General features: G+C 40.6%; 22 protein-coding genes. 12 read left to right on the top strand and 10 right to left on the bottom strand.

The features are described 5' to 3' along the window. Positions 1-5: 5 nt before the first annotated feature. Entirely contained in the window at positions 6-851 is an 846-nt protein-coding gene (locus tag ACLD6A_RS05110; RefSeq protein WP_410313760.1) for an ABC transporter ATP-binding protein, read from the top strand. Between the two features lie 57 nt (positions 852-908). After that, positions 909-1,541 (top strand): FMN-binding protein, encoded by a 633-nt coding sequence (locus ACLD6A_RS05105; RefSeq protein WP_410313759.1) that lies wholly within the window; start codon positions 909-911, stop codon positions 1,539-1,541. Positions 1,542-1,553: 12 nt separating this feature from the next. Here the strand turns inward: ACLD6A_RS05105 and ACLD6A_RS05100 are convergent, their stop codons facing one another. Then, positions 1,554-1,790, bottom strand: coding sequence for a hypothetical protein (locus ACLD6A_RS05100; protein WP_004129709.1), 237 nt, complete (start codon positions 1,788-1,790; stop codon positions 1,554-1,556). 252 nt (positions 1,791-2,042) lie between these two features. Here ACLD6A_RS05100 and ACLD6A_RS05095 point away from each other — a divergent pair, with 252 nt between their 5' ends. Beyond that, positions 2,043-2,318, top strand: coding sequence for a hypothetical protein (locus tag ACLD6A_RS05095; RefSeq protein WP_410313758.1), 276 nt, complete (start codon positions 2,043-2,045; stop codon positions 2,316-2,318). A gap of 26 nt (positions 2,319-2,344) precedes the next feature. On the opposite strand, the gene ACLD6A_RS05090 is transcribed toward ACLD6A_RS05095, so the two are convergent. Beyond that, positions 2,345-2,848 (bottom strand): hypothetical protein, encoded by a 504-nt coding sequence (locus tag ACLD6A_RS05090; protein ID WP_032843726.1) that lies wholly within the window; start codon positions 2,846-2,848, stop codon positions 2,345-2,347. A gap of 193 nt (positions 2,849-3,041) precedes the next feature. Between ACLD6A_RS05090 and ACLD6A_RS05085 the strand changes: the two genes are divergently transcribed. Both ACLD6A_RS05085 and ACLD6A_RS05080 read left to right on the top strand, forming a co-directional pair. Next, positions 3,042-3,782: a LuxR C-terminal-related transcriptional regulator gene (locus tag ACLD6A_RS05085; protein ID WP_410313757.1), complete on the top strand. Its 741-nt coding sequence runs from the start codon at positions 3,042-3,044 to the stop codon at positions 3,780-3,782. Then, on the top strand, positions 3,776-4,999 hold the full coding sequence (locus ACLD6A_RS05080; RefSeq protein ID WP_004134109.1) for a histidine kinase dimerization/phosphoacceptor domain-containing protein: 1,224 nt from the start codon (positions 3,776-3,778) through the stop codon (positions 4,997-4,999). Before ACLD6A_RS05085 ends, ACLD6A_RS05080 begins: the two co-directional genes overlap by 7 nt. 239 nt (positions 5,000-5,238) lie before the next feature. Here ACLD6A_RS05080 and ACLD6A_RS05075 read toward each other — a convergent pair whose 3' ends face one another. The 3 genes from ACLD6A_RS05075 to ACLD6A_RS05065 are packed head-to-tail and all read right to left on the bottom strand — an operon-like array spanning position 5,239 to position 7,596. Beyond that, entirely contained in the window at positions 5,239-6,411 is a 1,173-nt protein-coding gene (locus tag ACLD6A_RS05075) for a hypothetical protein (protein WP_004134111.1), read from the bottom strand. A gap of 34 nt (positions 6,412-6,445) precedes the next feature. Then, positions 6,446-7,099 carry a response regulator transcription factor gene (locus ACLD6A_RS05070; protein WP_004134113.1) on the bottom strand — a complete coding sequence of 218 codons (654 nt, stop codon included), beginning with the start codon at positions 7,097-7,099 and terminating at the stop codon, positions 6,446-6,448. Between the two features lie 35 nt (positions 7,100-7,134). Continuing rightward, positions 7,135-7,596 (bottom strand): hypothetical protein, encoded by a 462-nt coding sequence (locus ACLD6A_RS05065; protein WP_004134115.1) that lies wholly within the window; start codon positions 7,594-7,596, stop codon positions 7,135-7,137. 342 nt (positions 7,597-7,938) lie between these two features. On the opposite strand from ACLD6A_RS05065, the gene ACLD6A_RS05060 reads away from it, so the two are divergent. The 6 genes from ACLD6A_RS05060 (at position 7,939) to ACLD6A_RS05035 (ending at position 14,266) form a co-directional block, all read left to right on the top strand. Then, the gene (locus ACLD6A_RS05060) at positions 7,939-8,529 is read left to right on the top strand and encodes a type IV toxin-antitoxin system AbiEi family antitoxin domain-containing protein (protein ID WP_004134117.1); all 591 of its coding nucleotides are present in this window, start codon (positions 7,939-7,941) and stop codon (positions 8,527-8,529) included. Between the two features lie 292 nt (positions 8,530-8,821). Continuing rightward, positions 8,822-9,115 (top strand): DUF2089 family protein, encoded by a 294-nt coding sequence (locus ACLD6A_RS05055; protein WP_410296382.1) that lies wholly within the window; start codon positions 8,822-8,824, stop codon positions 9,113-9,115. After that, on the top strand, positions 9,112-9,285 hold the full coding sequence (locus tag ACLD6A_RS05050) for a hypothetical protein (protein WP_410296383.1): 174 nt from the start codon (positions 9,112-9,114) through the stop codon (positions 9,283-9,285). The genes ACLD6A_RS05055 and ACLD6A_RS05050 overlap by 4 nt, the downstream gene beginning before the upstream one ends. Positions 9,286-9,702: 417 nt before the next feature. Continuing rightward, positions 9,703-11,901, top strand: coding sequence for a hypothetical protein (locus tag ACLD6A_RS05045; RefSeq protein WP_410313756.1), 2,199 nt, complete (start codon positions 9,703-9,705; stop codon positions 11,899-11,901). 6 nt (positions 11,902-11,907) lie between these two features. Beyond that, positions 11,908-12,579, top strand: coding sequence for an ABC transporter ATP-binding protein (locus ACLD6A_RS05040; protein ID WP_410313755.1), 672 nt, complete (start codon positions 11,908-11,910; stop codon positions 12,577-12,579). Positions 12,580-12,814: 235 nt separating this feature from the next. Continuing rightward, positions 12,815-14,266 (top strand): ATP-binding protein, encoded by a 1,452-nt coding sequence (locus ACLD6A_RS05035; RefSeq protein WP_019260661.1) that lies wholly within the window; start codon positions 12,815-12,817, stop codon positions 14,264-14,266. Positions 14,267-14,517: 251 nt separating this feature from the next. Here ACLD6A_RS05035 and ACLD6A_RS05030 read toward each other — a convergent pair whose 3' ends face one another. The 5 genes from ACLD6A_RS05030 to nrdH form a co-directional block, all read right to left on the bottom strand. Further along, complete coding sequence (locus ACLD6A_RS05030) at positions 14,518-15,111, bottom strand: hypothetical protein (RefSeq protein WP_029599995.1); 594 nt, start codon at positions 15,109-15,111, stop codon at positions 14,518-14,520. A gap of 380 nt (positions 15,112-15,491) precedes the next feature. After that, entirely contained in the window at positions 15,492-16,586 is a 1,095-nt protein-coding gene (nrdF, locus tag ACLD6A_RS05025; protein WP_410313754.1) for a class 1b ribonucleoside-diphosphate reductase subunit beta, read from the bottom strand. A gap of 109 nt (positions 16,587-16,695) precedes the next feature. Continuing rightward, positions 16,696-18,930 carry a class 1b ribonucleoside-diphosphate reductase subunit alpha gene (nrdE, locus tag ACLD6A_RS05020; protein WP_410313753.1) on the bottom strand — a complete coding sequence of 745 codons (2,235 nt, stop codon included), beginning with the start codon at positions 18,928-18,930 and terminating at the stop codon, positions 16,696-16,698. Positions 18,931-19,007: 77 nt separating this feature from the next. Next, positions 19,008-19,508 carry a class Ib ribonucleoside-diphosphate reductase assembly flavoprotein NrdI gene (nrdI, locus tag ACLD6A_RS05015; protein WP_410313752.1) on the bottom strand — a complete coding sequence of 167 codons (501 nt, stop codon included), beginning with the start codon at positions 19,506-19,508 and terminating at the stop codon, positions 19,008-19,010. A gap of 3 nt (positions 19,509-19,511) precedes the next feature. Next, a complete protein-coding gene (gene nrdH / locus ACLD6A_RS05010; RefSeq protein WP_410313800.1) occupies positions 19,512-19,772 on the bottom strand; it encodes a glutaredoxin-like protein NrdH in 261 nt (86 codons plus the stop codon). 364 nt (positions 19,773-20,136) lie between these two features. Here nrdH and gndA point away from each other — a divergent pair, with 364 nt between their 5' ends. Beyond that, a complete protein-coding gene (gene gndA, locus ACLD6A_RS05005; protein ID WP_410313751.1) occupies positions 20,137-21,591 on the top strand; it encodes an NADP-dependent phosphogluconate dehydrogenase in 1,455 nt (484 codons plus the stop codon). The last annotated feature ends 32 nt before the right edge of the window (positions 21,592-21,623 follow it).

Below are 21,623 nucleotides of genomic sequence, written 5' to 3'. Positions count from 1 at the left end.
TTAATATGACAGAGAATGTAGAAAATAAGCTGGAAGGCGCGGAGTCTAAGCCAAAAATGCTGTTGACTTTGGATCATATTTCCAAGATTTACGGCTCTCTTCGTGCGGTTGACGATTTGTCGCTTACTGTGCCGCAAGGCGAGTGGCTTTCTATTGTTGGCTCCAGTGGTTCTGGCAAGACAACGCTAATGAACATTATTGGCTGCATGGATTCGCCGTCCAAGGGTTCCGTGTCTTTGCAAGGCCGCAAACTTGAGGATTTGAATGCAGGTCAGCTTGCAGACGTTCGTAAAAACGTAATCGGCTTAGTTTTTCAAAAGTTTTATCTTGTGCCGCATTTAACAGCCGTTGAAAATGTGATGGTTGCGCAATACTATCATTCTGTTGTTGACGAAGCTCAAGCAATGGATGCTTTGGATCGCGTGGGTTTGAAGGATCGCGCTCACCATTTGCCAAGCCAGCTTTCTGGTGGTGAGCAGCAGCGTGTTTGCGTTGCTCGTGCACTTATCAACTGCCCGAAGTTGCTTCTTGCGGATGAGCCGACTGGTAATTTGGATGAAAAAAATGAGCAGATTGTGCTCGACTTGTTTAAGCAGCTGCACAATCAAGGAACGACGATTATTGTTGTAACTCACGATTCTTTGGTTGCTCAGTGTGCGGATCGCGAAATTATGCTTAATCATGGTGTGCTTGTTGGTGAGCGTTGGAATAATGAGGATGCGCGCAAAGCGTACGAGGCGATTGGCGGCAAGCCTGCGTTTACGAGTGCTCATGTTGATGAAAGCGTTGCGGAAGCTTTGCAAGACCATGAGCCTACTAAGTCGCCTAAATTAGCGAATTTAGATGATTAGTTTTTAAATGATTAGTTGCGTATAGTTTTTAATTTAAGATTTAAAGGCGATGATTTTATGGTTTCGGATAATATGTTTCACGATGTTTCACGTTGCAATAATTTGCGCGATGATTTGAAGTCTAAAAAAGTTGCAAAAACCGTTGCTACACTTGCGATTGTAGCCGCGTCGTCCGCTATGTTTTCTGCTTGTGGTGAGCCAAGCGCTGTGCCGATGAACGATGAGTTCGCTGGTAATTCCGGTCAGAGCGCTGATGATGGCGGTAATCCTTCTGGAAAGTACGATGCTGGCGCTCAACAATCTAAGTCTTCTGCGCAAATTGAGGATTCTGGAGATTCGCAAGATTCTAAAAACCAGCAGAATCAGCCTAAAACAGACACTGGCAATTATAAAGATGGCGATTATAAAATCAAAGCTAAGTATGGGCCAGTTGCAGAAGATAGCATTGACGTGAATTTAAGCGTTGCAAATGGAAATGTTAGCGATGTGCAAATAACGTCTCATCCGTTTACGCCGATTTCAAAGGGCCATATGGATGCATTCTCAAAGGCTATCCCCGGCAAAATCGTTGGAAAGCCGTTAAAAGATTTGCATATTTCGGTTGTTGCTGGAGCAAGTTGGACTAGCGACGCATTTAATAAAGCACTTGACGTTGCTCGCCAAGAGGCTTCAATTCAATCCGCGCAATAATCTTGAACCACCTTAATCTTTGACTTCAAAAATAGTGCCTTCGTTTCGAGTCATCGTTGCTGTGCTTGCTCCGGTAGTTGCTATAAATGGAATAATAGCATTACTGTATTCGTGCATGAACTGTACAAAATCATGATTCCAAGAAATAATCGCAACGTACAAAATAAAGAATTCGAATGCTGTAAATATTGCCCACTTAAGAATCCAAATAAGCGTTTCTTTAATAAGTTTTATATAGTACTTGCTCATGAGTTGTTTCCCTTCCAATTTGCTGTTTTGTTTGTGAGCATTGTAGCTAATTCGCGTACACTGCCTATCGTTCGTATGTATTTCTAGTATAAATGCCGCAAGTCTTCGAGCAATATGATGTACTCAGAACTTAGTACTCAAGATTGCGCGGAAAAGGTTTGTAATTAGACTTAAATCAACGCACAAATATGTTGCAAATATATGTTGCAAATATAAGTTGCGAATATATTACAAATATAAGGAGATACAAACATGAATAGCACAAATATGGATAGTGAAAATACTGTCAATCAAACTAAAGAGCAGGAAGATAAACTTGCGGAAAATAGTAGCGAAGAGCTTTCGCAAGATGAAATTGATGAATTAGCTAAGCAATTAGAAGAATTCTTTACAAAATATATTGTGCTAGAAAATGGCTCTTTTGTTGTAAAAGATGATGCTATTATTGCAGACGGTTATGGCGATCACATAGAATATTTTCGCAATGCTGCAAAAGGATTAAATCTTTCAATGGAAGATCAACAATAAGCCTAAATCCTTAAAGTCTTAAATCTTTAAAAATCGCTTTCGTCAATAGGGTGACCTTGTGGTCGCTTTATTACTCGCCACAAAATCACCAATGTTAAAACGCCATTTGCAATTCCGTAGTAATAAATCCAAGGAACGTGAATAAGCCCACAAATAAAGCATGAAATAATATTTATTAAATTATTTGAGTAATTGTTGAGTATTTGCTTATTTTGTGATTCGACTTTTTTGCGTTCTTGCTCAAGAGTAATTATGTAATCTTTGTTGTTCTCTGTATTCTCAACGTCACTACTTATGCTGTTAGCACCCGCGCCGCTAATCTTAGATATATTATTTTCTATATACGCATTTTTTGCTTTAATAACGCTGTTGAGCAAGAAAAAATATGCACAAGAATACATTGCAACAGAAAGAAGTCCTAGAACAAGCCACAAAGCGAAAAGGTCAAAGCTACGCATAAAAGCAGCTGCTGAGGCAAACGCCATCGCAGCTACTTCTGCGGAGTGCAATACTACTAGTCGTTTTGTCATATAATCCTGCTGCAATCATTATTGAAAATGAATTTTCAACGCAACCAAAAGTCACATATTGTTACTTATTATAATCACATTTGATTTACATGCATTACTTGTAATCATTTATTACTACACGATTTGCTCTACTTTGAGCATGCTTATAAAGTAGAATATAAGAAAAGTAGCATAAGATTGCAAGAAAGCCATTATGCAAAAAACGTATGCAATAGTAGATAACGACCCATTAGTTTTAGCGGTTATGCGAAACGTGCTCAGCAAGCTTTTGCCAAGTGAGTACGCTTGCAAATGGTGCGTAAAATCAGGCGTGCAAGCTTTGAAATATTGCCAAGTAGCAAAAACTACTCCAGATTATATTTTGATAGATATGTCAATGAAAGACATGTCTGGAGTGGAAGTAATCCGCGCAATTCGTGAGCAAAACAACAGTATCATTTTAATTGGCATGACTTCGTATGACTGCAGATCCTATGCTTCGTCAGTAGCGCAAGTTGGTGGGCAAGCTATGGTTGCTAAAGACAATTTCAAAGGATTGGCAGAAGCTTTGCAATATTGCGATAATCAGAACGTGTATGGCTGCCGTTGCGTTAAAGACGTTGCGTACGATTTTGCTACTCCGCAAGAATCTTTTATTAGGCTTTCTAAATCAAGGTCGCGCAGCGTTTTGCCGCCGCAAGAACTAAAAATCATGGATCTGCTCGCTAAAGGTTACACGACGAATCAGATTGCGGCTCAACTTGGTCTTATGCCAAACACTGTAAACACGCATATTCATAGGATTTACAAAAAATTGCATGTTTCTAATCGCGTGCAAGCAATATCTGCATTTGCTGCAATGCAAAATCGTGAGCAAACTAACAATCTGCAATATTTTAATGATTTGCCGCAGAATCATACGAATATTTTGCAAGAAACGGATAGCGCATGTTAATGAAAACATTTTCGCGCGTTATTGAGTTGGTTAAAAGCTGGAAAATTCAGCGAACTTTATTCATAATATTGGCGATTCTTGTGGTGTCAATGGATGTGCAATCGTGCAATACAGCTGGGTTGTGGCATAATCCATTACAATCTGCGTGTCAATACGTTTGGATGTTTGCAATATTTCTTTTGATTGCTTTTCCGCGTCAAATATCACTCGTAACTCCGATTTTGTATTGCGTAACGTTAGCAGTACCAAGTGTAAATGCGACTTGCGTGCTTTTTTCGCTGATTGCTAGCATGTTTGTTGCAGGCTTTTACGATTCGTGGAAGTATTTGCTTTGTGCGTACATAGTTTCGCTGAATATTATGTACTTTGCAAAAATGGCGTACATTCCGTTTACTTTTCCTTGTTTTATTCTTATTTCCATGATTTGCGGTTACGCTTTGCGCAAGTATTTGAACATGTTGGAAGAAAATAATCGTGCAAAAATGGATATTGTACGAAGCAAGTTCCAGTCTTATATTGCGTCGGTTGCGTTGCAATTGCATGACGATGTGAACAATGAGATTACGGATATTACGCTGCTTGCAACGGATGCTTTATATGCTGAGAACAATGAACATACAAAAGAATCGTTAGAGCAGATTGTTGAACATTCGCGTAACGCGCTTTCCAAAGCGAGACTTGTTATCAGCCTGCTTGAGCAAGCTGAGCAAAAGTATGATGATTCTTTAGATTCAAATATTGCCAGCACGCAGTTTGTTTATGGTTCTAATAGCAATGATCGCATGAATTTGACTGATTTCTTATGCAATATTCGTGCGCGCTTACAAGCTGAACGGCAAATTTGCGAGCAGCTTGGATACTATGGCTCTCTAACAGTGGTTGATAAAAGTTCGGGGAGTGGTGATTTTACTACATCTGCAACTGTTAGTACTGAAAAGGCTCAATGCGCTATTCGCATGTGCAGCGAGTTGCTTACTAATATTCGCAAGCATTGCAATACTAGCGTTGATTTTTCTATGAATGTTACGGTTGATGAGCGCGAATGCAAAATAATGTGCATGAATTCGATTTCGACGTTGAATAAGTTTGGTGGAAGACTCGTTTTTGGCAAAGGGCTACTGTTTCACAAAAAATCTGTGGAACGTTTAGGTGGATCTTTAAGCGCTCAAAAAGATGATGACACTTGGCTGGTCAATGTTGTTATTCCGCTAAACTAGCAGCGCTCAAATCATGCGTTATCGTGGCAGAAATTGCAAAATTCGCAAAAACTGCCACGATAACGTGTATAACATAGCAACAAAACAGCATTCTGCATTGCAAATTAACCACCTACTTGCATCTGCTGCGCAAAGGTTCGTCCAAATACTCGATTAAAACGCGTCCAGACACTCGGTCGAAATACGTCCAAATACTCGATTGAAGCGCAAGGAAGCACAATAAGCATCTTGCGCAATGGCTATTTCTCTGCATGAAGCGGAACATGTACATTAATAATCCACGAATCACCATCTTCAATAACTTTAAAAGTTCCACCAACGCGTTCCGCAAGCATCTTATGAAAACGCAGTCCATATCCTAATTGCAAGTTAGCAAGGATACCGCGTTGCGCACTATTTATACACGTAATATGACATTCATGGTCATTAAGCATTACATTCATGGCGTATTCTTTAGGCTTTGCAGCATGCTTTTTTACGTTCGCAAGCAGTTCTCGGCAAATATACTCAATCTGAGCACATTCTTCAAAAGGCAAATGGATTGATTGGGAATTTTCAGCAGCTAAATCACTATTCAAGTCAATGGAACCAATATAGCCAAGCTTCTCAAATGACTTTTGCTCACCATCAAATAAAACGCGTAATCCTGTACAAAAATCTTTATAACATGTAGTCGATTGCATAACATCGCCAGTGCTTGCAGTTGTAGCATTGTCAAGAAGAGAAATGATATTACGTGCTCTATGAACAGTTGTAGTAGCACGTTGAAGAATCTCTCGCGAATTTTCATGCTCTTGTTCATGAGTTGTTTGAGGTTCAATAGATTGTTGAGCCATCATCATAATGCTGGAAAGCTCATTAGTTACTTCATCGTGCATGCGAATTGCTGCAATAGTGGCATATTTTTGAAAAACGTTGTAACGCTGTGCAAATAACTGTTCCTGTTGTTGGTGAATAGTAGAAATATAGTATTTTACGATTGCGCTAGAAATAAGAGTGATAAGAAGCCACCATGCTAACGCATAAGCGTTTTGAAAATCGCAGATAATAAAGAACCATGAAGAAACTCCGCAAGAAGAAAGCACAGTGTACCAAGGTTGAGTAATTACAGCAATTGCCAAACAAATCAATATGGTAAGCATCATAGATGAATAGTTGATATTTGGCGCAATAATTACCAACGGCATCCAAATGAGCACAATAAAAGATGCTTTACGAGGCCATATTGCAATACATAAGCAGATTACAATCCATACTATTTCAACCGTAATGGAATGCCAATTAGAGTAGTAATGAAGATTATTATAGGAACAAATTTCAAGAATCAAAGTACAACTTATGATCACACCAATTCCAATTTTCTGCCAGGCATCATGCGGCAAAAAATTGATCATACGCGTTAATAATTTCATAACTACCTACTTTTACACGTTAATTTCTTACACGTTATATGTCATGTGAATATTTTGCGAGCGCAGCAAGCGCCTGCATTCGACTTCGGACTTGAAGTTTTCCATAAATACGACGTAAATGCGTGTTTACTGTTGAAACTTTCACATTAAGCTGATCTGCAATCTCTTTCGTAGAATACCCCTGTTTGCAAAAGCGCATAATTTCCGATTCTTGAGGAGACAAAACTGAAGTCTTCGGAAGTTGAGAAATCATATTAAATGATTCTTGCGGAGTGTGAAAATAGTCAATATATTGTGGCAATTCTGGGCAACCGTAGCTTGTTGCGCGCGATTGGATGGCTGCAACTACGTCTGCTAAATTGTCTTTATGCACTAACGCTTGACCACCCGACTTAGCAACTTGCAATACGTATTCATCCAGCATGTAGGAAGTAATGCCAATTAAAACAATATTGCTATTGCGCTCGCGAATTGCTTTAATTACATCAACACCACTCATTTCTCTCATTGACATATCTACTAAAAGTACGTCAGGAGTATTTTCTGTAACGCAACGATGAATAGCTTGTTTTGCAGAAGAGCACATCCATGCACAAACAAAGTTTTCAGGCAAACGACTTTTTAGAAGAAGTTGCATGTACCGCAATACAAGCGTGTCATTATCAACAATTGCGTAAGTAGTGTTCATACAATATATGGTATCTTGTTTTTTAAATCCGCTTATCAAGAGATGTGCGACTGTATTGTTTTTCTCAAATTATCAAGATTGTACACATTAAAGTGCCATACACTAGCACTTTCCGTTGGCACACTCCATTCTTCTGTTTTACCATTGACAGTAAAGCGAATTATTTGAGTTGTTGGCTTATTTATAACTTCAAAATTAGTGAGTTGATTCCACGGAATGCGACGAAGATGCTTATCGTCTAATTTAGCTAGATTACTCGAGCCTAAAATGACATTCGGATTAACAACAATAAACTCATTATTAGTGGCAGCGATAATACGCGCAGCAACGCCTTGCTCTACATAGAATAATTTAGGTAACAAAAATAGTTTGATTAAATCTTTCCACCAAGGGTCGTACTTCATAGTAAGCACATATGTTTTACCAACTGAAAGATTATGCGCTTTAAAGTACTTAACAATATCCTCTTCTCTTATACCGCGCAAAGGATTAGTCATAATAAGCACCTCCTTGTGATTCTTGTTTTGTAAATTACCAACATACTAACGTGCAGATTTTATATACACAAATAGGCGTACCTATTTTTAACGATAGCGTTTTTAGAAAACTTTTATTATTAGCAGTTTGCATGTTCTCAACAATCAATATTTAAGAATATTTTCGTTTTGGAAATATTCTTAAATAGAGGCATACTTATGGAGTTATCGTGGCAGTTTTTGCGATTTTTGCGATTTCTGCCACGATAACTTGCTTAAAAATATAGCGTTGCAATTCTTTGTTGCTTTTACACTACAAAAAATATAAAATATTAGTATGAAAGCAACAGAAGTGAGGCTATTGTGTCAAACAAAGAGATACTCCTTAACTATTTAGATAATAATCATGGAATAATTACATACAAGGATTGTAAAACATTAGATATTCCAACTATATATTTAACTCGTTTGAAAAACGAAGGTGTTCTTAATCGAATTGAAAGGGGGATTTTCCTCTCTTCCAATGGTGATTATGACGAATATTACTTCTTTCAATATCGTTATCCACAGGCCGTATTCTCTTATGTTTCAGCTCTTTATCTTCAAAGTTTTACAGATGAAATTCCACAACATTTTGAAGTAAGCGTTCCTAGAGGATATCGTTTTAATAATCCACCCTCAAATTTAGCTATTCATTGGGTTTCAAGATTGTATAGCAAGTTAGGCGTTACTACAACGGCTACCCCAATGGGTAATAAAGTACGTGTATATGATTTTGAACGTATTATTTGTGATTTTATAATAAACAGAAACAGTATTGATTCTGAACTCTTTGTTAAAACTCTTCAAGCTTATAGTAAGTACAATGGGAAAGATCTTATAAAACTTCATGAGTATGCAACAAAAATGAATATATCCAATAAAATTAAGCAAACACTGGAAGTGCTACTGTGAATAAGGCAAAATTAACAGTGGCAAAATTATTCGAAAAAATATAGTTATACAAAAGGAATAACATTTTCAAGCGTACTTGATGAAATTATAAACTTATTGAACGTTCTTAACGCTAAGCAAAATGACTAAATTTTGTATCCATTGGCGACAAAGCGACAATTTTGGCGATATAAAAATGTCGCTTTGCGTCATATCTCTCATGTTTATTCTTGACAAACTCATACAACAACTTTAATATTTTTAATAAAAGTTTAATTTAATTAAAGTTTTATAGGTTGACGAAAGGGGTGATATGAATCATATTCCAAAATGGATGGCTAATCTCACAGATGAAGATATGTCGTTTATAAAGAACTTTGTATTATCGTCTGGGTCGTTAAAAGAAATGTCGCAAATGTATCAAGTCTCTTACCCAACGATGAGAATCAGGCTTAACAGGCTTATTGAAAAACTGCGCATAAGCGACAATGAACCAGAAGATCCGTTCGTTCTTTTAGTAAAGAGTCTTGCTATTGACGATAAATACGATGTTGACACAGCTCGAACACTCATAAACGAATATAGAAAAAGAAAGGATGAATCATGAGCTATGCATTATTTGGTCCGATAATTGATATTATTATCGCACTTGCTATATGTGCTTTAGTGTTCTTTATTGCAAGAAGTCTTATTCGATATGCACATTCTCTTAAGAAAGACGATACGTCATCTAAGCAGTCTGCAGAAGATAAAAGAATTGCGTTACAGGACTTATAAAACACAAAAATAACAAGTTATCGTGGCAGTTTTTACTAATTTTGCAATTTCTGCCACGATAACTCGTATAACATAACAACGAAACAGCATTATGCATCACAGATTAACCGCCTACTTGCATCTGCTGCGCAAAGGTTCGTCCAAGTACTCGATTGAAATACGTCCAAGTACTCGATTAAAACGCGTCCTTAACATTTCTTGTTGACGCAACGAATAAGTAAATCTATCATGTTAGTGGGAGGCACATTGCCCCCCCCCCAACAAATAAGTTGGAGGTTTACGATGAAGAAAATTTCACGTATTGCATCGACAGTAGTGTTAGCAAATGCTACAGCCTTTTGTAGGCACTGGTCGTGCTACTGCCTATTGGGATTGCAAATAATCTGTATGCATAAATAACTTGTTATAGAGGTTGAGATGTCTCGATTATTGCGTTCATTGTCATGCGCACTTGTTCTTCTGCTTGCGTTATTTGCATCGCTGTTAGGTTTGACAAGAATGAGGGACTCCTTGAGCGATTGCATTGCTATATATCCGCAAACGAGTCGCCTTTTCTCATTGCGCGGTGTTACAGAAGACAAAGCTAATCAAATTTACGCATTACTCGAGGAGACTGTTGCTCAGCATAATGCTTTTGTGGTTCGTAATGATATGCGCTTGGCAGCGAGTGATGCTGGTGTAGATGGTTTTGAGCTTGGCATATTTGGCAACCCGCGAGGTAAAGATGATTTGCTTACTTTGTCGTATCTCGGAACGCCGATTCTGACATCGCATGCCTTTACGCAATTATTACACAGCGAAAGCAGCAAAACGCTTGGACTTGATATGGCAAAAGCAGATATGCTTGCTGATCTTCCCACTATTTCCATTGAGGGTTCGCGTTTAGTTGTTCGTCAATTAGATGCCCTCGTCAACAATAGTAAAACAAAGCTTGGCGATTACAGGATTGTGGGACTTTCTAACCGAGACTACCATGCATTAGTTACTCAAGCTGCTCGCATCGCTGGTACAACCTACCAAGATTTTCAACGTGGAAAATCTGGAATAGCGCGATCCAATAGTTTTAATCAACTTACTTTTATTATTGTCTGCATTGTAACAGTGTTGCTTCTTGGCATTACAATAATCGCTGATGGGTATCTTTCGTATAGAACATTGGGAAGCTACTTATTGCTGGGTTGGTCGCGTTCATCGTTTGCTTTGCGTCATCTTATGCCGATACTTGTTTCAACGCTCGCCGTATATCCTCTTGTTTGTATCGTGATGAGTTTATTTACTCGCGGATTTATATGGAATATTCAATTGTTAATGCAGGCGCTGGTTATAGCGTTGCCAGTTATTGCAGTTGTGTTGCTTCTCAGTGCATTAGTTATTTTGATGATTATTTCTGTGAAACCAGTAGATGCAATTCGTAATCGTATCACCAAACGCGGTATGCTTATTGCTCTTGCACTCGTTTATGCTATTGCATCAACATGCGTATTAGAAGGTGTGCATAGCATAGATGGGCCAATAGGCGAGTTGACGAAAAGTGTGGAAGTTGCTCGTATGTGGCATCCTGTATTAAACCAGAGAATTATGTATCACCACCTCGTAGGGCAAGATGGTGCTTCGGTATCTGGTCAATCGACGCAGTATGCCAAAGATGCTTTTGCATGGTATCGTTCTATTGAGGATAAGCCAGGAGTAAGGCTTATTTACACAAGCTTCTTTGATGCGGATATACTACAAGATTGGCGCAATGGTAGCGTATATAAGCATGTGCCTTCTAAGCCATTCTGGTCGTTTGTGGCATCGCCTAAGTACTTGCAAGATCAAGGATTTACTGTAGATAACGAGGTCAAAAACCTTGCTCGTCAGGGTGTGCGCATCTACTTCATTCCCGACACGTATAATCCTCAAGAGCAGACTTCGATGAAGCAGTGGCTTCAAGAGTCAGACAACTTAACGTCTACTGATGTTTCGACCAAGTTTACTGCGCATCCACAATTCGCATTCCGCACGTATCATCCTTCTCGCGAGTGGTTTAACTGGTCTACGGATATTCATCATAAAGTTATGGTAAAAGATCCTATTATTTTTTATGCGACGAGCGATAATTTGAATGCATCTGAAAGTGAATCATTACTTGCTGGCGGCCTTGACAATAGCTACATTAAATTGAATGATCAAGCAGCAGCCCGATATCTGAGCGACGCTTATACTGCACGGTATCATCTTGATGATAATCATCTTCAATTCTTACAAGTAGGAGAATGCATTGCAGGCTACCAAAAGACGATTATGCAGACGTTGCAATTGTTCGGTAGCGTAATTCTGCTTATTACCCTGCTTATGTTGATATTGCTTATAGCGATTATTGCTATGTTTGCAGCATGCTATCAAGAAAGTATTGCAGTGAAACGATTGCTTGGTTTTTCGCTATTACGCATATTCTCTATGCCATTCTTGCTTGTGGGAATCGTTCAAGGAGCGCTTTTTGTTATTGCTTCGATTGAACGGACTCGTTCTGGCATGATATATGTGCTGATTTCGGCAATTATTGAACTCATATTATTAACGATACAAACATATTATTTGAGTAATAAACACATTACTTCTATGGTAAAGGAGTAGTCGATAATGCAAAATAACAGTATTGAACCTTTAATAAGCGTACGCAATCTTTATAAATCATATGGAAATCGACCGGTTTTAAATAATCTTAGTTTTAGTGTGCAACAAGGAGAATCGTTAGCAATCATGGGGGCTTCCGGCTCTGGAAAATCCACTATTCTAAACATTCTCGGCATGCTTGAAACCTATGATAAAGGTGAAATAAAGATTGCTGGCAAAGAACTTCCAGCTATCAATTCTGTTGCTGCTACTAAGTTACGTCGTTATCATATTAGCTATTTATTTCAATCGTTTGCATTGCTCAATAATCGAACTGTATTTGATAATTTGTGGATTGCAATGGCATATAATAAAGAGTCAAAGTCTGTTAAACACCAAATGATTGATGCAGTTCTTGCTGAACTTGGTATTGAGTATGCTAAAAATGACCGTATTGCTGTGCTTTCTGGTGGTGAACAGCAGCGAGTTGCGATTGCTCGCGCAATGCTGAAACCTGGCTCGTTGATTTTGGCAGATGAGCCGACGGGTTCACTTGATAGAGATCTTGCTGATAAAGTGTTTGCGCAATTGCAAGCGATGAATAAAGAATATAACAAGACCTTGCTTGTAGTGACGCATGATCCTTTGATTGCTCAGCGGTGTGATAGTGTGTTGCATATTGAGGCGCTAGCTCGGTAGTCGCATTGATTATCTTCTCTTCGTTAAATTTCGAGTTATCGTGGCAGTTTTTGCTAGATTTGCAATTTTTGCCACGATAACGCGCGGTTGCGTTGAGTATATTGCAAAATAGTATAATTTAGATTATTATAATTATGATTATAATAATCGCGATTATAATAACTTGAGCGCAGATTCAGCAGCTATAAGATGCGCTGAAAAATATTGCAATTATTAACGTAGCGGCAGGTGGAATATGGTTTTTGTTGGCAGACAAGACGAGTTACAAGTACTGGAAAAACTGTATGAAAACAGCAAACACTTGTTCCAGATGGCAATAGTTTATGGCCGAAGACGAATAGGAAAAACTTCGCTTATTTCACAATTTTGTAAAAATAAACGCGCAATACTTTTTACTGCTCGCGAACAAACCAATATCGAGAATTTGCGTGATTTCTCGCGAACTGTGTACGATTTCTTCAATCTACCAGCAACTACAGGATCGTTTAACAATTGGAACGACGCTCTCGATTTTATTTCACAACAATCTAGCAGTGCAAATCAAATTGCCTCTCAATCTCCACTTATTCTAGTTTTCGACGAATTTCCGTACGCAGCTCAAGCAGATAAATCCTTAGCGTCAACATTCCAAGTCGCAATAGATCATAAATTTAAGAACACGAACATGACTCTTATTTTGTGCGGCAGTAACGAAGGATTCATGGAAAGTGAAGTGCTTGGTAAAAAGAGTCCACTTTACGGAAGACGTACCGCGCAGATTCGCTTGCAACCATTCAATCTTTTTGAAGCATCTGAACTTATGCCAAATAATGCTACTTGGGAAGATAAAATCAACTATTTTGCATCTCTTGGAGGAACACCATACTATATTGAACAGTTAGATAATAACTCTTCGTTTGCGGAAAATCTTGAGCAGTTATGCTTTAATATTTCGGGAATTTTGTACGCTGAACCAGACATGCTTATGCGCCAGGAATTGCGCGATCCTTCAACGTACAATAGTGTGCTCAATGCTCTTGCTACAGGATGCAATACTCCGACTTTAATATCGGATCGTATTGGATTGCCGGCTACATCAGTGAACGTGTATTTGAAAACATTAGAAGGCCTTGGATTGATTGAAAGAAATATTCCATTCGGTATGAATCCGCTTCATTGCAAAAAAGGATTATGGCAGATTTGCGACCCATTTTTTGCGTATTGGTATAGGTTTGTAGCGCCTAATAAAGGATTGATTGAACGCGGACTTTCACACGCTTCCGCAAGTAGTGTTCTTGGTGGTGAGCATGAAGTGTTTAGCACTTTTGTAGGTCAACAGTTTGAGAAAATGTGCGAGCAGTGGATTGTGAGCCAATGCAAAATTGGTGGAATGGACTTTTTGCCAACTAAGTTAGGTAAATGGTGGGGCTCTGATCCTATTGCGCGCGAACAAACTGATATTGATATTGTTGCGCAAGACGATATTAACAAGCAGCTTCTTATTGCAGAATGTAAGTGGCGTAATAATCTTAACGAAGCTGAAGCAGTAAGCAAGTTGTTGCAGCGAGCAACTTTAGTCGAGAATTCAGAAAATCGCGATTATAAGAAAATATTTATGCTTTTTACAAAGCATCCAACTTCTTACAATCCTCGTCATGCTAAAACAAGCATCAACTTTGTTGACGCGCAAACAATGTTTTTTAACTGATTACGGGACAATAGTTACGAGACTATATTGCGCAGCAATAATCACAAGTTATCGTGGCAGAAATTGCAAATCTAGCAAAAACTGCCACGATAACTCGTATACCATAGCGACTATGCAATTAAAGTTGCGCGATATAGTCGCGTAATCAGTTAAAAAATATTGCCTGTTCATCAACCTCGTCGATGCACAGGCAATATTCTCAAAACAACAAAATTTGGCAAATAATCTAAATTATGTTGCTAAATCGTTTACTATTTTGCTACGTCAAGAACTACTAAACGTTGTCCGCCATAAGTTCTTGCATCAAGACAAGTTTGAATAAAGTAAGCAGATTTAGGGAATTGCTCAACATATCCTTTGAACTGGCTTAGCAATTTATCCGCGCTGCCGCCACCCTCAAAGTCTTTATAATCCGCCACTTTGTAATCTTTGCCGTTTAGTTTAACAGGCATGCCTTTTTGGAGTTTCTTTAATAAGATTCCTGAACTGTTCAAACGGTCAACAACCATATAATGACCAGTAGTAACTTGGAACCAGTCATCCTGAAGTGTCCAGTGGTAGAAAGCATCTTTCACGTAAGCCAACTGATCAGGATAAGCATCCCAAATAACGCGTTTAGTTTCGCCTAAGGCTTCCAAGGTTCCTTCTTGCCCTTTTACAAAAGCTTCGGAGATTTTCTTCTTTGGAGCCTTTTTGACTGATTTTGAATGTTTTTTAGCAGAATGGTGGGCTATTTTTGTTGGCTTCGGATTGTTTGCTTTGGAGTTACCGCAGGCTGCTAGACCCACAAGCGAGCTGAAGAGCACTACAACACAAAGTAATTTTTTATAAGTCATTTTCCCCATAAATGGACTTCTTTCTTCTTATAGATGCGTCTAACGGCTGTTAGTCATCCTTACAAACTTGGACTCCAACTTTAGTGCCCGCTCAGTTCAGTTCAAAAATCTTGGTTTGAACGTGAGTAGGAGTGATGGTCACTGCCGATTTTTGCATAAACAAATCAACAAGACCGGTTCCTTTTCACATAGTGTACCATAAAGGCTGAGTGACCTGTGTTATTTTTTGACTTCTAGCTTTTATATAGGATCTATTTTGCTGCAATAATTGACCTGACTAAATTAAAATTGGTTAGCTAATTAAGATAATTAGCTAACCAATCAGTTAGTTATTCAGTTATTCAGTTATTCAGTTATTCAGTAAATTAGTCAGTAAGTCAACTGTGCGATTAGAAGTCCCAATCATCGTCGTCAGTTTCAACAGACTTGCCCATAATGTAGCTGGAGCCAGAGCCGGAGAAGAAGTCGTGATTTTCGTCGGCTGCAGGAGAAAGAGCTGCGAGAATTTCTGGGCTTACGTGAGTCTCTTCTTCGCTGTACTTAGCAGGGTAGCCAAGGTTCATCAAGGCCTTGTTGGCGTTATAACGAACGAAGTCAAAAACGTCATCGTGGAAGTCAAATCCTTCGTAAATCTGACCAGAATACTCAACTTCCAAATCGTACAAAGTGTCGAGCAAGTTCATAGTGAACTTTTCAAGATTCTTCTTATCGTTCTCGCTTCTAAGCTCCAAACCACGCTGGAACTTGTAGCCGGAATAATAGCCGTGAATTGCTTTATCGCGCAAAATCAAGCGAATCATATCGGCAGTGTTCATCATCTTGCCGCGAGAAGCAAAATAAAGCGGAAGATAGAAGCCCGCGTAAAGAAGAAGCGAAGAAAGCATAGTTGCTGCAATCTTGCGCTTAAGCGGATCTTCGCTCTCGTACTCGCAAAGCACGGTGGTAACGCGCTGCTGCAAAACGTCGTTTCCAACAGCCCAACGGTAAGCTTCATCAATCTCCTCGCTAGAGCAAAGAGTGGAGAAAATAGAGGAGTAGGAGCGTGCGTGAATCGACTGCATAAAAGCAATATTCGTGTAAATAGCTTGCTCGTGCTCCGTGCGAGCGTGCTCAATCTGGCAAAGCTCGCCAATAGTTGCCTGGCTGGTATCTAGCAAAGTCAAGCCTGTAAAAACGCGAGTAGTGGTCTTGCGCTCAAGGTCGGTGAGGGAACGCCAAGAAGGAATATCGTTGCTCAGCGGAACTTTTTCTGGAAGCCAGAAGTTAGCAATAAGACGGTTCCAAACGTCCAAATCTTTGTCGTCAATAATATTGTTCCAATTAACTGGGCGCACGCGCGATCCGTGATGGTAGCGGTACTGAGATGGTGTGATGGAAGCTGCCATCATAGCGTCGTCTGCGATTACGCGATTCGTGCCGAAAGGCTTATCGAGACTACTGCGCAGTTCTGTTGGGTCGAGCTTGGTTGAGCTGAGTTCTGTCATTATTACTCCTAAATTATTTGTTTCATACTACGTTTTATAAAATTTTTAAGTTTTTTTTTTGATTTAATTTGCGAAATATTTACTTCGCTGCGATTTTCAGCGCTGCGATTTACAGCGTGCAGCTTACGCAACCCTCGATTTCCGTACCTTCCAAAGCCTTCTGGCGAATACGAATGTAGTAAAGAGTCTTAATGCCCTTACGCCACGCGTAAATCTGAGCTTTGTTCAAATCGCGAGTAGTAGTAGTGTCTGGGAAGAACAAAGTAAGCGACAATCCCTGATCCACATGCTGAGTTGCTTCAGCGTAAGTGTCAATAATCGCCTTCCAACCGATCTCGTAAGCGTCCTTAAAGTACTGCATATTGTCATTTGTCATGTATGCGGCAGGGTAGTAGACGCGACCAACCTTGCCCTCTTTGCGAATCTCAATGCGAGAAGCAATCGGGTGGATTGAACTCGTGGAATGGTTGATGTACGAGATTGAGCCAGTTGGAGGAACAGCCTGCAAATACTCGTTGTAAATGCCGTCGCGCAAAATCTCGTCGCGAAGCTGCTCCCAGTCCGAAACGGTTGGAATTGCAACGTTAAAGCGAGCAAACAAATCGCGAACCTTTTGAGTTTTAGGCTCAAGAGAGCGGCTGCCATCGGTGTACTTATCGAAGTAGTTGCCTTTGCCTGCTGGCTTAGCGTAAGCGCTCGTCTTAAAGCTTGCAAAAGCAGTCCTGCGCTCTACAGCCAAAGCGTGAGAAGCCTTATAAGCGTGGTAAGCAACCGTCATAAAGTACATGTCTGTAAAGTCAAGAGCTTCCTCGCTTCCGTACTGCATGTGTTCACGCGCAAGGAAACCGTGCAAATTCATTTGACCCAAGCCAATAGCGTGACCTTCCGCGTTACCGCGACGAATCGAAGGCACAGAATCAATAGAAGTATGCTCCGAAACAGAAGTGAGCGCACGCACAGCAAGCTCAACGCTTGTACCCAAGTCGCCATCCATTGCCTTAGCAATATTAAGAGAGCCAAGATTGCAAGAAATATCGCGACCAACGTGGCTATAAGACAAGTCAGCGTTGTAAGTGCTTGCTTCCTGAGTTTGCAAAATCTCGGAGCACAAGTTGCTCATAGTAATGCGGCCCTCAATAGGATTTGTGCGATTCACAGTATCCTCAAACAAAATGTAAGGGTAGCCAGACTCAAACTGAATTTCCGCAATCGTCATAAAGAATTCACGAGCGTCGATGTACTTCTTGTGAATGCGAGGATTTGCAACCATCTCATCGTAATGCTCGGTAACAGAAATATCTGCAAAAGGCTTGCCATATTCGCGCTCAACATCGTAAGGACTAAACAAAGCCATCTTTTCCTTACGCTTAGCAAGCTCGAAAGTAATATCTGGAATCACAACACCCAAAGAAAGCGACTTAATACGAATCTTCTCGTCTGCGTTCTCGCGCTTAGTGTCAAGGAAACGCATAATATCTGGGTGGTGAGCGCTAATATACACGGCGCCAGCACCCTGACGAGCGCCAAGCTGGTTAGCGTAAGAGAATGAATCTTCCAAAAGTTTCATAACAGGAACAACGCCACTCGACTGATTCTCAATGCGCTTAATAGGAGCGCCAAGCTCGCGCAAATTCGTAAGTAGCAGAGCCACGCCGCCGCCACGCTTAGAAAGCTGCAAAGCAGAGTTAATTCCGCGCGCAATAGACTCCATGTTGTCTTCCAAACGCACGAGGAAGCAGCTCACAGCCTCGCCGCGCTGAGCTTTACCAAGATTCAAGAACGTTGGTGTAGCTGGCTGGAAGCGGCCTGCAAGCATCTCGTCCAAATAGTTGAGTGCTGCTTTTTCGTCGCCGTCTGCGAGTTCCAAAGCGACTGCAGCTGCGCGCTGAGCGAAGTTTTCCAAATACTGTTTGCCGTCAAAAGTTTTTAAAGCGTAAGAAGTGTAGAACTTAAAAGCGCCCAAGAATGTGCCGAAAGTGTGGTGAGCGGCTTCTGCGTGCTCATAGAATTTATCGAGAAACTCGTCGCTGTACTTTCCGAACACGTTGCCGTTGTAGTAGTAGTTGTCAATCAAATAATTCAAGCGCTCGCGAGTGGAAGCAAACTTCATGCTGTGCTCTTGCACGTAACCCGAAACGTAAAGCTTTTCTGCTTCCGTGTCTTTATCAAACTGAATGCCTTTTTCTGGATCGAAAAGACCGAGCATAGCGTTAAGAACGTGGTAATCGCGGCTGTTGCGAATGCGTTCTGCTGTGCTGCTTGCAGCTGCGTTTGCAGTTTCGCTGGAGTCAGTGTGATCAAGATTAAGCGAAGTAGATTCGCTCATCGGATCCGTGCTATTCATTTGATTGATTCCTTTCTTCATGCGTTATTTTTTGATTTTCAAACGCTGATTGTTTTTGATTATTTTGATTATTTTGCTTATTTAGTTTCTTTTGCTTCTTTTAGTTGTTTTAAAAATTTCGGTATTCCCTGCGCTACTTTTTCAATATCTTCTTGAGTTCCTGTGAGCTCAAACGAATACATATTTGGGATTGCGCACTTTCCTGCAATCTGACCGCCTGCAGCGCAATAAGCATCTCCAAAATTCGTATTTCCGGAAGAAATTACTCCGCGAATAAACGAACGATTTTCGCGATTATTTAAGAATTTGCGCACTTGCAGTGGTATTGCTTTTGCAATATTTCCGCCGCCGTAAGTTGGTACGATTAGCACGTACGGTTCTCGCACGTTTAATTCCGGGTCTTTTGGTCGAAGCGGTATGCGATACACGTTTACGTTGTTGCTAGGAAAATCGCAATTTTGCACGAATCGTAATGTGTTTTCGGAAACTGATGAAAAGTAGACTACAGCTCCGATTGATTCGCCTTGTGCGCGAGATTCTGGCTTGCTTGGCTGTTGGATGCTTTCTTGTTCACACATTTCTCATGCTTCTTTTTCTGTTTCTGCGGAAGTTCCGAGTTTATCCGCAATTTGTGCGATTAAATCTGGGCGGTAACCGCTCCAGGATGTGTCTGGCGCAATAACTACAGGTGCTTGACGGTATCCTGCATTGCGCAATTGATCCAGTGCTTCAGGGCTTTTCGATAAGTCTACAGTTTCGAAGTTCACGCCAAGTTTTGTGAACTGTCGTTTAGTGGCATCACACTGTGGGCAATGAGGTTTTGTAAACACTGTAATTGTCATTTCAATCTCCTCTGGTGATGGGGAATCGTTAGATTCCGCGGTGTTAGCACAAAAGCCAAAAGTCAGCATACTACTCATAATTACTATTTGTAGTGGTGTGTCGATTATTCAAACACTACATATAGTTATTGTTTATATTTACAGAATCCGCGTGTTTGTAAGCGTGTCGTACTTTTTTAGAGATTTTAAGAACGATTTGTTTGTCTTAAAAATGTAATTTATATCACAAAATTTACTTAGTGTAACTTGCATTTTTTGCATCGAAAATCTTGTGCATATAGGTCGATAAAATTAAAAAGTGTGTTTCCTGAAGGGGAGTAACGCAGAAACGAAAATATGACAAAACAAGATAAGAGGTGTCGTAATGACTCAAGCTCAGGCAAATATTGGCGTTGTTGGCTTGGCTGCAATGGGATCTAATTTAGCGCGTAATCTTGCCCATCATGGCAATACTGTTGCTGTTTACAATCGTCATTATTCGCGAACTGAAACATTGATGAATGAGCACGGCACTGAGGGTGCTTTCGTTCCATCTAAAACTGTTGAAGAATTTGTGGCTTCTCTCAAGCGTCCACGCACAGCAATCATTATGGTAAAAGCTGGTGCTCCTACGGATGCCGTTATTGAAGAGCTCGCAAATGCTATGGAGCCTGGAGATATTATCGTCGACGGCGGAAACTCTTATTTTGAAGACACAATTCGCCGAGAGCGTGAAATTCGCGCGCGTGGTCTTCATTATGTTGGTTGCGGTGTTTCTGGCGGTGAAGAAGGTGCTTTGCGCGGCCCTTCGATGATGCCTGGTGGAACTGAAGAATCTTGGAAGACTCTTGGACCTATTTTGAAGTCTATTGCGGCTGTTGCAGAAGGCGAGCCTTGCGTAACGCATATTGGTACCGATGGTGCTGGTCACTTTGTAAAGATGGTTCACAATGGCATCGAGTACTCGGATATGCAGCTTATTGCCGAAAGCTATGATTTAATGCTTCGCGGCTTGGGCATGAAGTCCGACGAAATTGCAGACGTGTTTAGCGAGTGGAATAAGGGTGAGCTTGATTCTTATTTGATTGAGATTACTGCGGATGTGCTTCGCCAGAAAGACGCTAAGACTGGTAAGCCTTTGGTAGAGATGATGGTGGATCACGCTGGCATGAAGGGCACTGGCACTTGGACTGTGCAGTCTGCTCTTTCGCTTGGAATACCTGTTACGGGTATTGCTGAAGCTGTGTTTGCTCGCGGACTTTCTAGCCAAGTTGCATTGCGTGAAGCTGCTGAAAGCCAGGGTTTGACTGGCCCGGATGTTCATTTTGATTTGAATGATGCTGAGCGTAAGGCGTTTATTGAGGATATTCGTCAAGCTTTGTACGCTTCTAAGATTGTTTCTTATGCTCAGGGCTTCGATGAGATTGCGGCTGCTGCAATTGAGCATGATTGGAAGATTGACCAGGCTGCTGTTGCTCGTATTTGGCGAGGCGGCTGCATTATTCGTGCTCAGTTCTTGAACCGCGTTTCTGAGGCTTTTGAGTCCGGTGAAGCAAGCGTTTCTTTGCTTTTTGCACCGTACTTTAAGGATGCTATTGAAAAGTCGCAGGCTGCTTGGCGTCGTGTTATTGCGCGCGCAGTTGAGCATGGTGTGCCTGTGCCAGCATTCTCTAGCTTGCTTGCCTACTACGATGGTTTGCGTTCCAAGCGCTTGCCAGCTTCGCTTATTCAGGCTCAGCGCGATTTCTTCGGCGCTCACACTTACGGCCGAATTGACGAGCCGGGCGTATTCCACACTTTGTGGGCAGATTCTAATCGTCCAGAAGTAAAGCAAGATTAAAACAAATAATATTTAGAATAAGCAGGCCTCTG

Origin of the sequence: Gardnerella sp. Marseille-Q9691, from assembly GCF_046507715.1 — a bacterium.
Lineage (GTDB): Bacteria > Actinomycetota > Actinomycetes > Actinomycetales > Bifidobacteriaceae > Bifidobacterium > Bifidobacterium greenwoodii.
The sequence above is the reverse complement of the archived record's forward strand: the minus strand, read 5'-3'. Positions and strand labels throughout refer to the sequence as shown.

Bases quoted from the DNA above. Each gene is read 5' to 3' on its own strand.
- ACLD6A_RS05110 (WP_410313760.1), top strand. From the start codon at position 6: ATGACAGAGAATGTAGAAAATAAGCTGGAAGGCGCGGAGTCTAAGCCA.
- gndA (WP_410313751.1), top strand. From the start codon at position 20,137: ATGACTCAAGCTCAGGCAAATATTGGCGTTGTTGGCTTGGCTGCAATG.
- nrdE (WP_410313753.1), bottom strand. From the start codon at position 18,930: ATGAATAGCACGGATCCGATGAGCGAATCTACTTCGCTTAATCTTGAT.
- ACLD6A_RS05095 (WP_410313758.1), top strand. From the start codon at position 2,043: ATGAATAGCACAAATATGGATAGTGAAAATACTGTCAATCAAACTAAA.
- ACLD6A_RS05070 (WP_004134113.1), bottom strand. From the start codon at position 7,099: ATGAACACTACTTACGCAATTGTTGATAATGACACGCTTGTATTGCGG.
- ACLD6A_RS05055 (WP_410296382.1), top strand. From the start codon at position 8,822: ATGAATCATATTCCAAAATGGATGGCTAATCTCACAGATGAAGATATG.
- ACLD6A_RS05105 (WP_410313759.1), top strand. From the start codon at position 909: ATGGTTTCGGATAATATGTTTCACGATGTTTCACGTTGCAATAATTTG.
- ACLD6A_RS05035 (WP_019260661.1), top strand. From the start codon at position 12,815: ATGGTTTTTGTTGGCAGACAAGACGAGTTACAAGTACTGGAAAAACTG.
- ACLD6A_RS05050 (WP_410296383.1), top strand. From the start codon at position 9,112: ATGAGCTATGCATTATTTGGTCCGATAATTGATATTATTATCGCACTT.
- ACLD6A_RS05080 (WP_004134109.1), top strand. From the start codon at position 3,776: ATGTTAATGAAAACATTTTCGCGCGTTATTGAGTTGGTTAAAAGCTGG.
- ACLD6A_RS05085 (WP_410313757.1), top strand. From the start codon at position 3,042: ATGCAAAAAACGTATGCAATAGTAGATAACGACCCATTAGTTTTAGCG.
- nrdH (WP_410313800.1), bottom strand. From the start codon at position 19,772: ATGACAATTACAGTGTTTACAAAACCTCATTGCCCACAGTGTGATGCC.
- ACLD6A_RS05045 (WP_410313756.1), top strand. From the start codon at position 9,703: ATGTCTCGATTATTGCGTTCATTGTCATGCGCACTTGTTCTTCTGCTT.
- nrdI (WP_410313752.1), bottom strand. From the start codon at position 19,508: ATGTGTGAACAAGAAAGCATCCAACAGCCAAGCAAGCCAGAATCTCGC.
- ACLD6A_RS05090 (WP_032843726.1), bottom strand. From the start codon at position 2,848: ATGACAAAACGACTAGTAGTATTGCACTCCGCAGAAGTAGCTGCGATG.
- ACLD6A_RS05075 (WP_004134111.1), bottom strand. From the start codon at position 6,411: ATGAAATTATTAACGCGTATGATCAATTTTTTGCCGCATGATGCCTGG.
- ACLD6A_RS05065 (WP_004134115.1), bottom strand. From the start codon at position 7,596: ATGACTAATCCTTTGCGCGGTATAAGAGAAGAGGATATTGTTAAGTAC.
- ACLD6A_RS05100 (WP_004129709.1), bottom strand. From the start codon at position 1,790: ATGAGCAAGTACTATATAAAACTTATTAAAGAAACGCTTATTTGGATT.
- ACLD6A_RS05030 (WP_029599995.1), bottom strand. From the start codon at position 15,111: ATGGGGAAAATGACTTATAAAAAATTACTTTGTGTTGTAGTGCTCTTC.
- nrdF (WP_410313754.1), bottom strand. From the start codon at position 16,586: ATGACAGAACTCAGCTCAACCAAGCTCGACCCAACAGAACTGCGCAGT.
- ACLD6A_RS05040 (WP_410313755.1), top strand. From the start codon at position 11,908: ATGCAAAATAACAGTATTGAACCTTTAATAAGCGTACGCAATCTTTAT.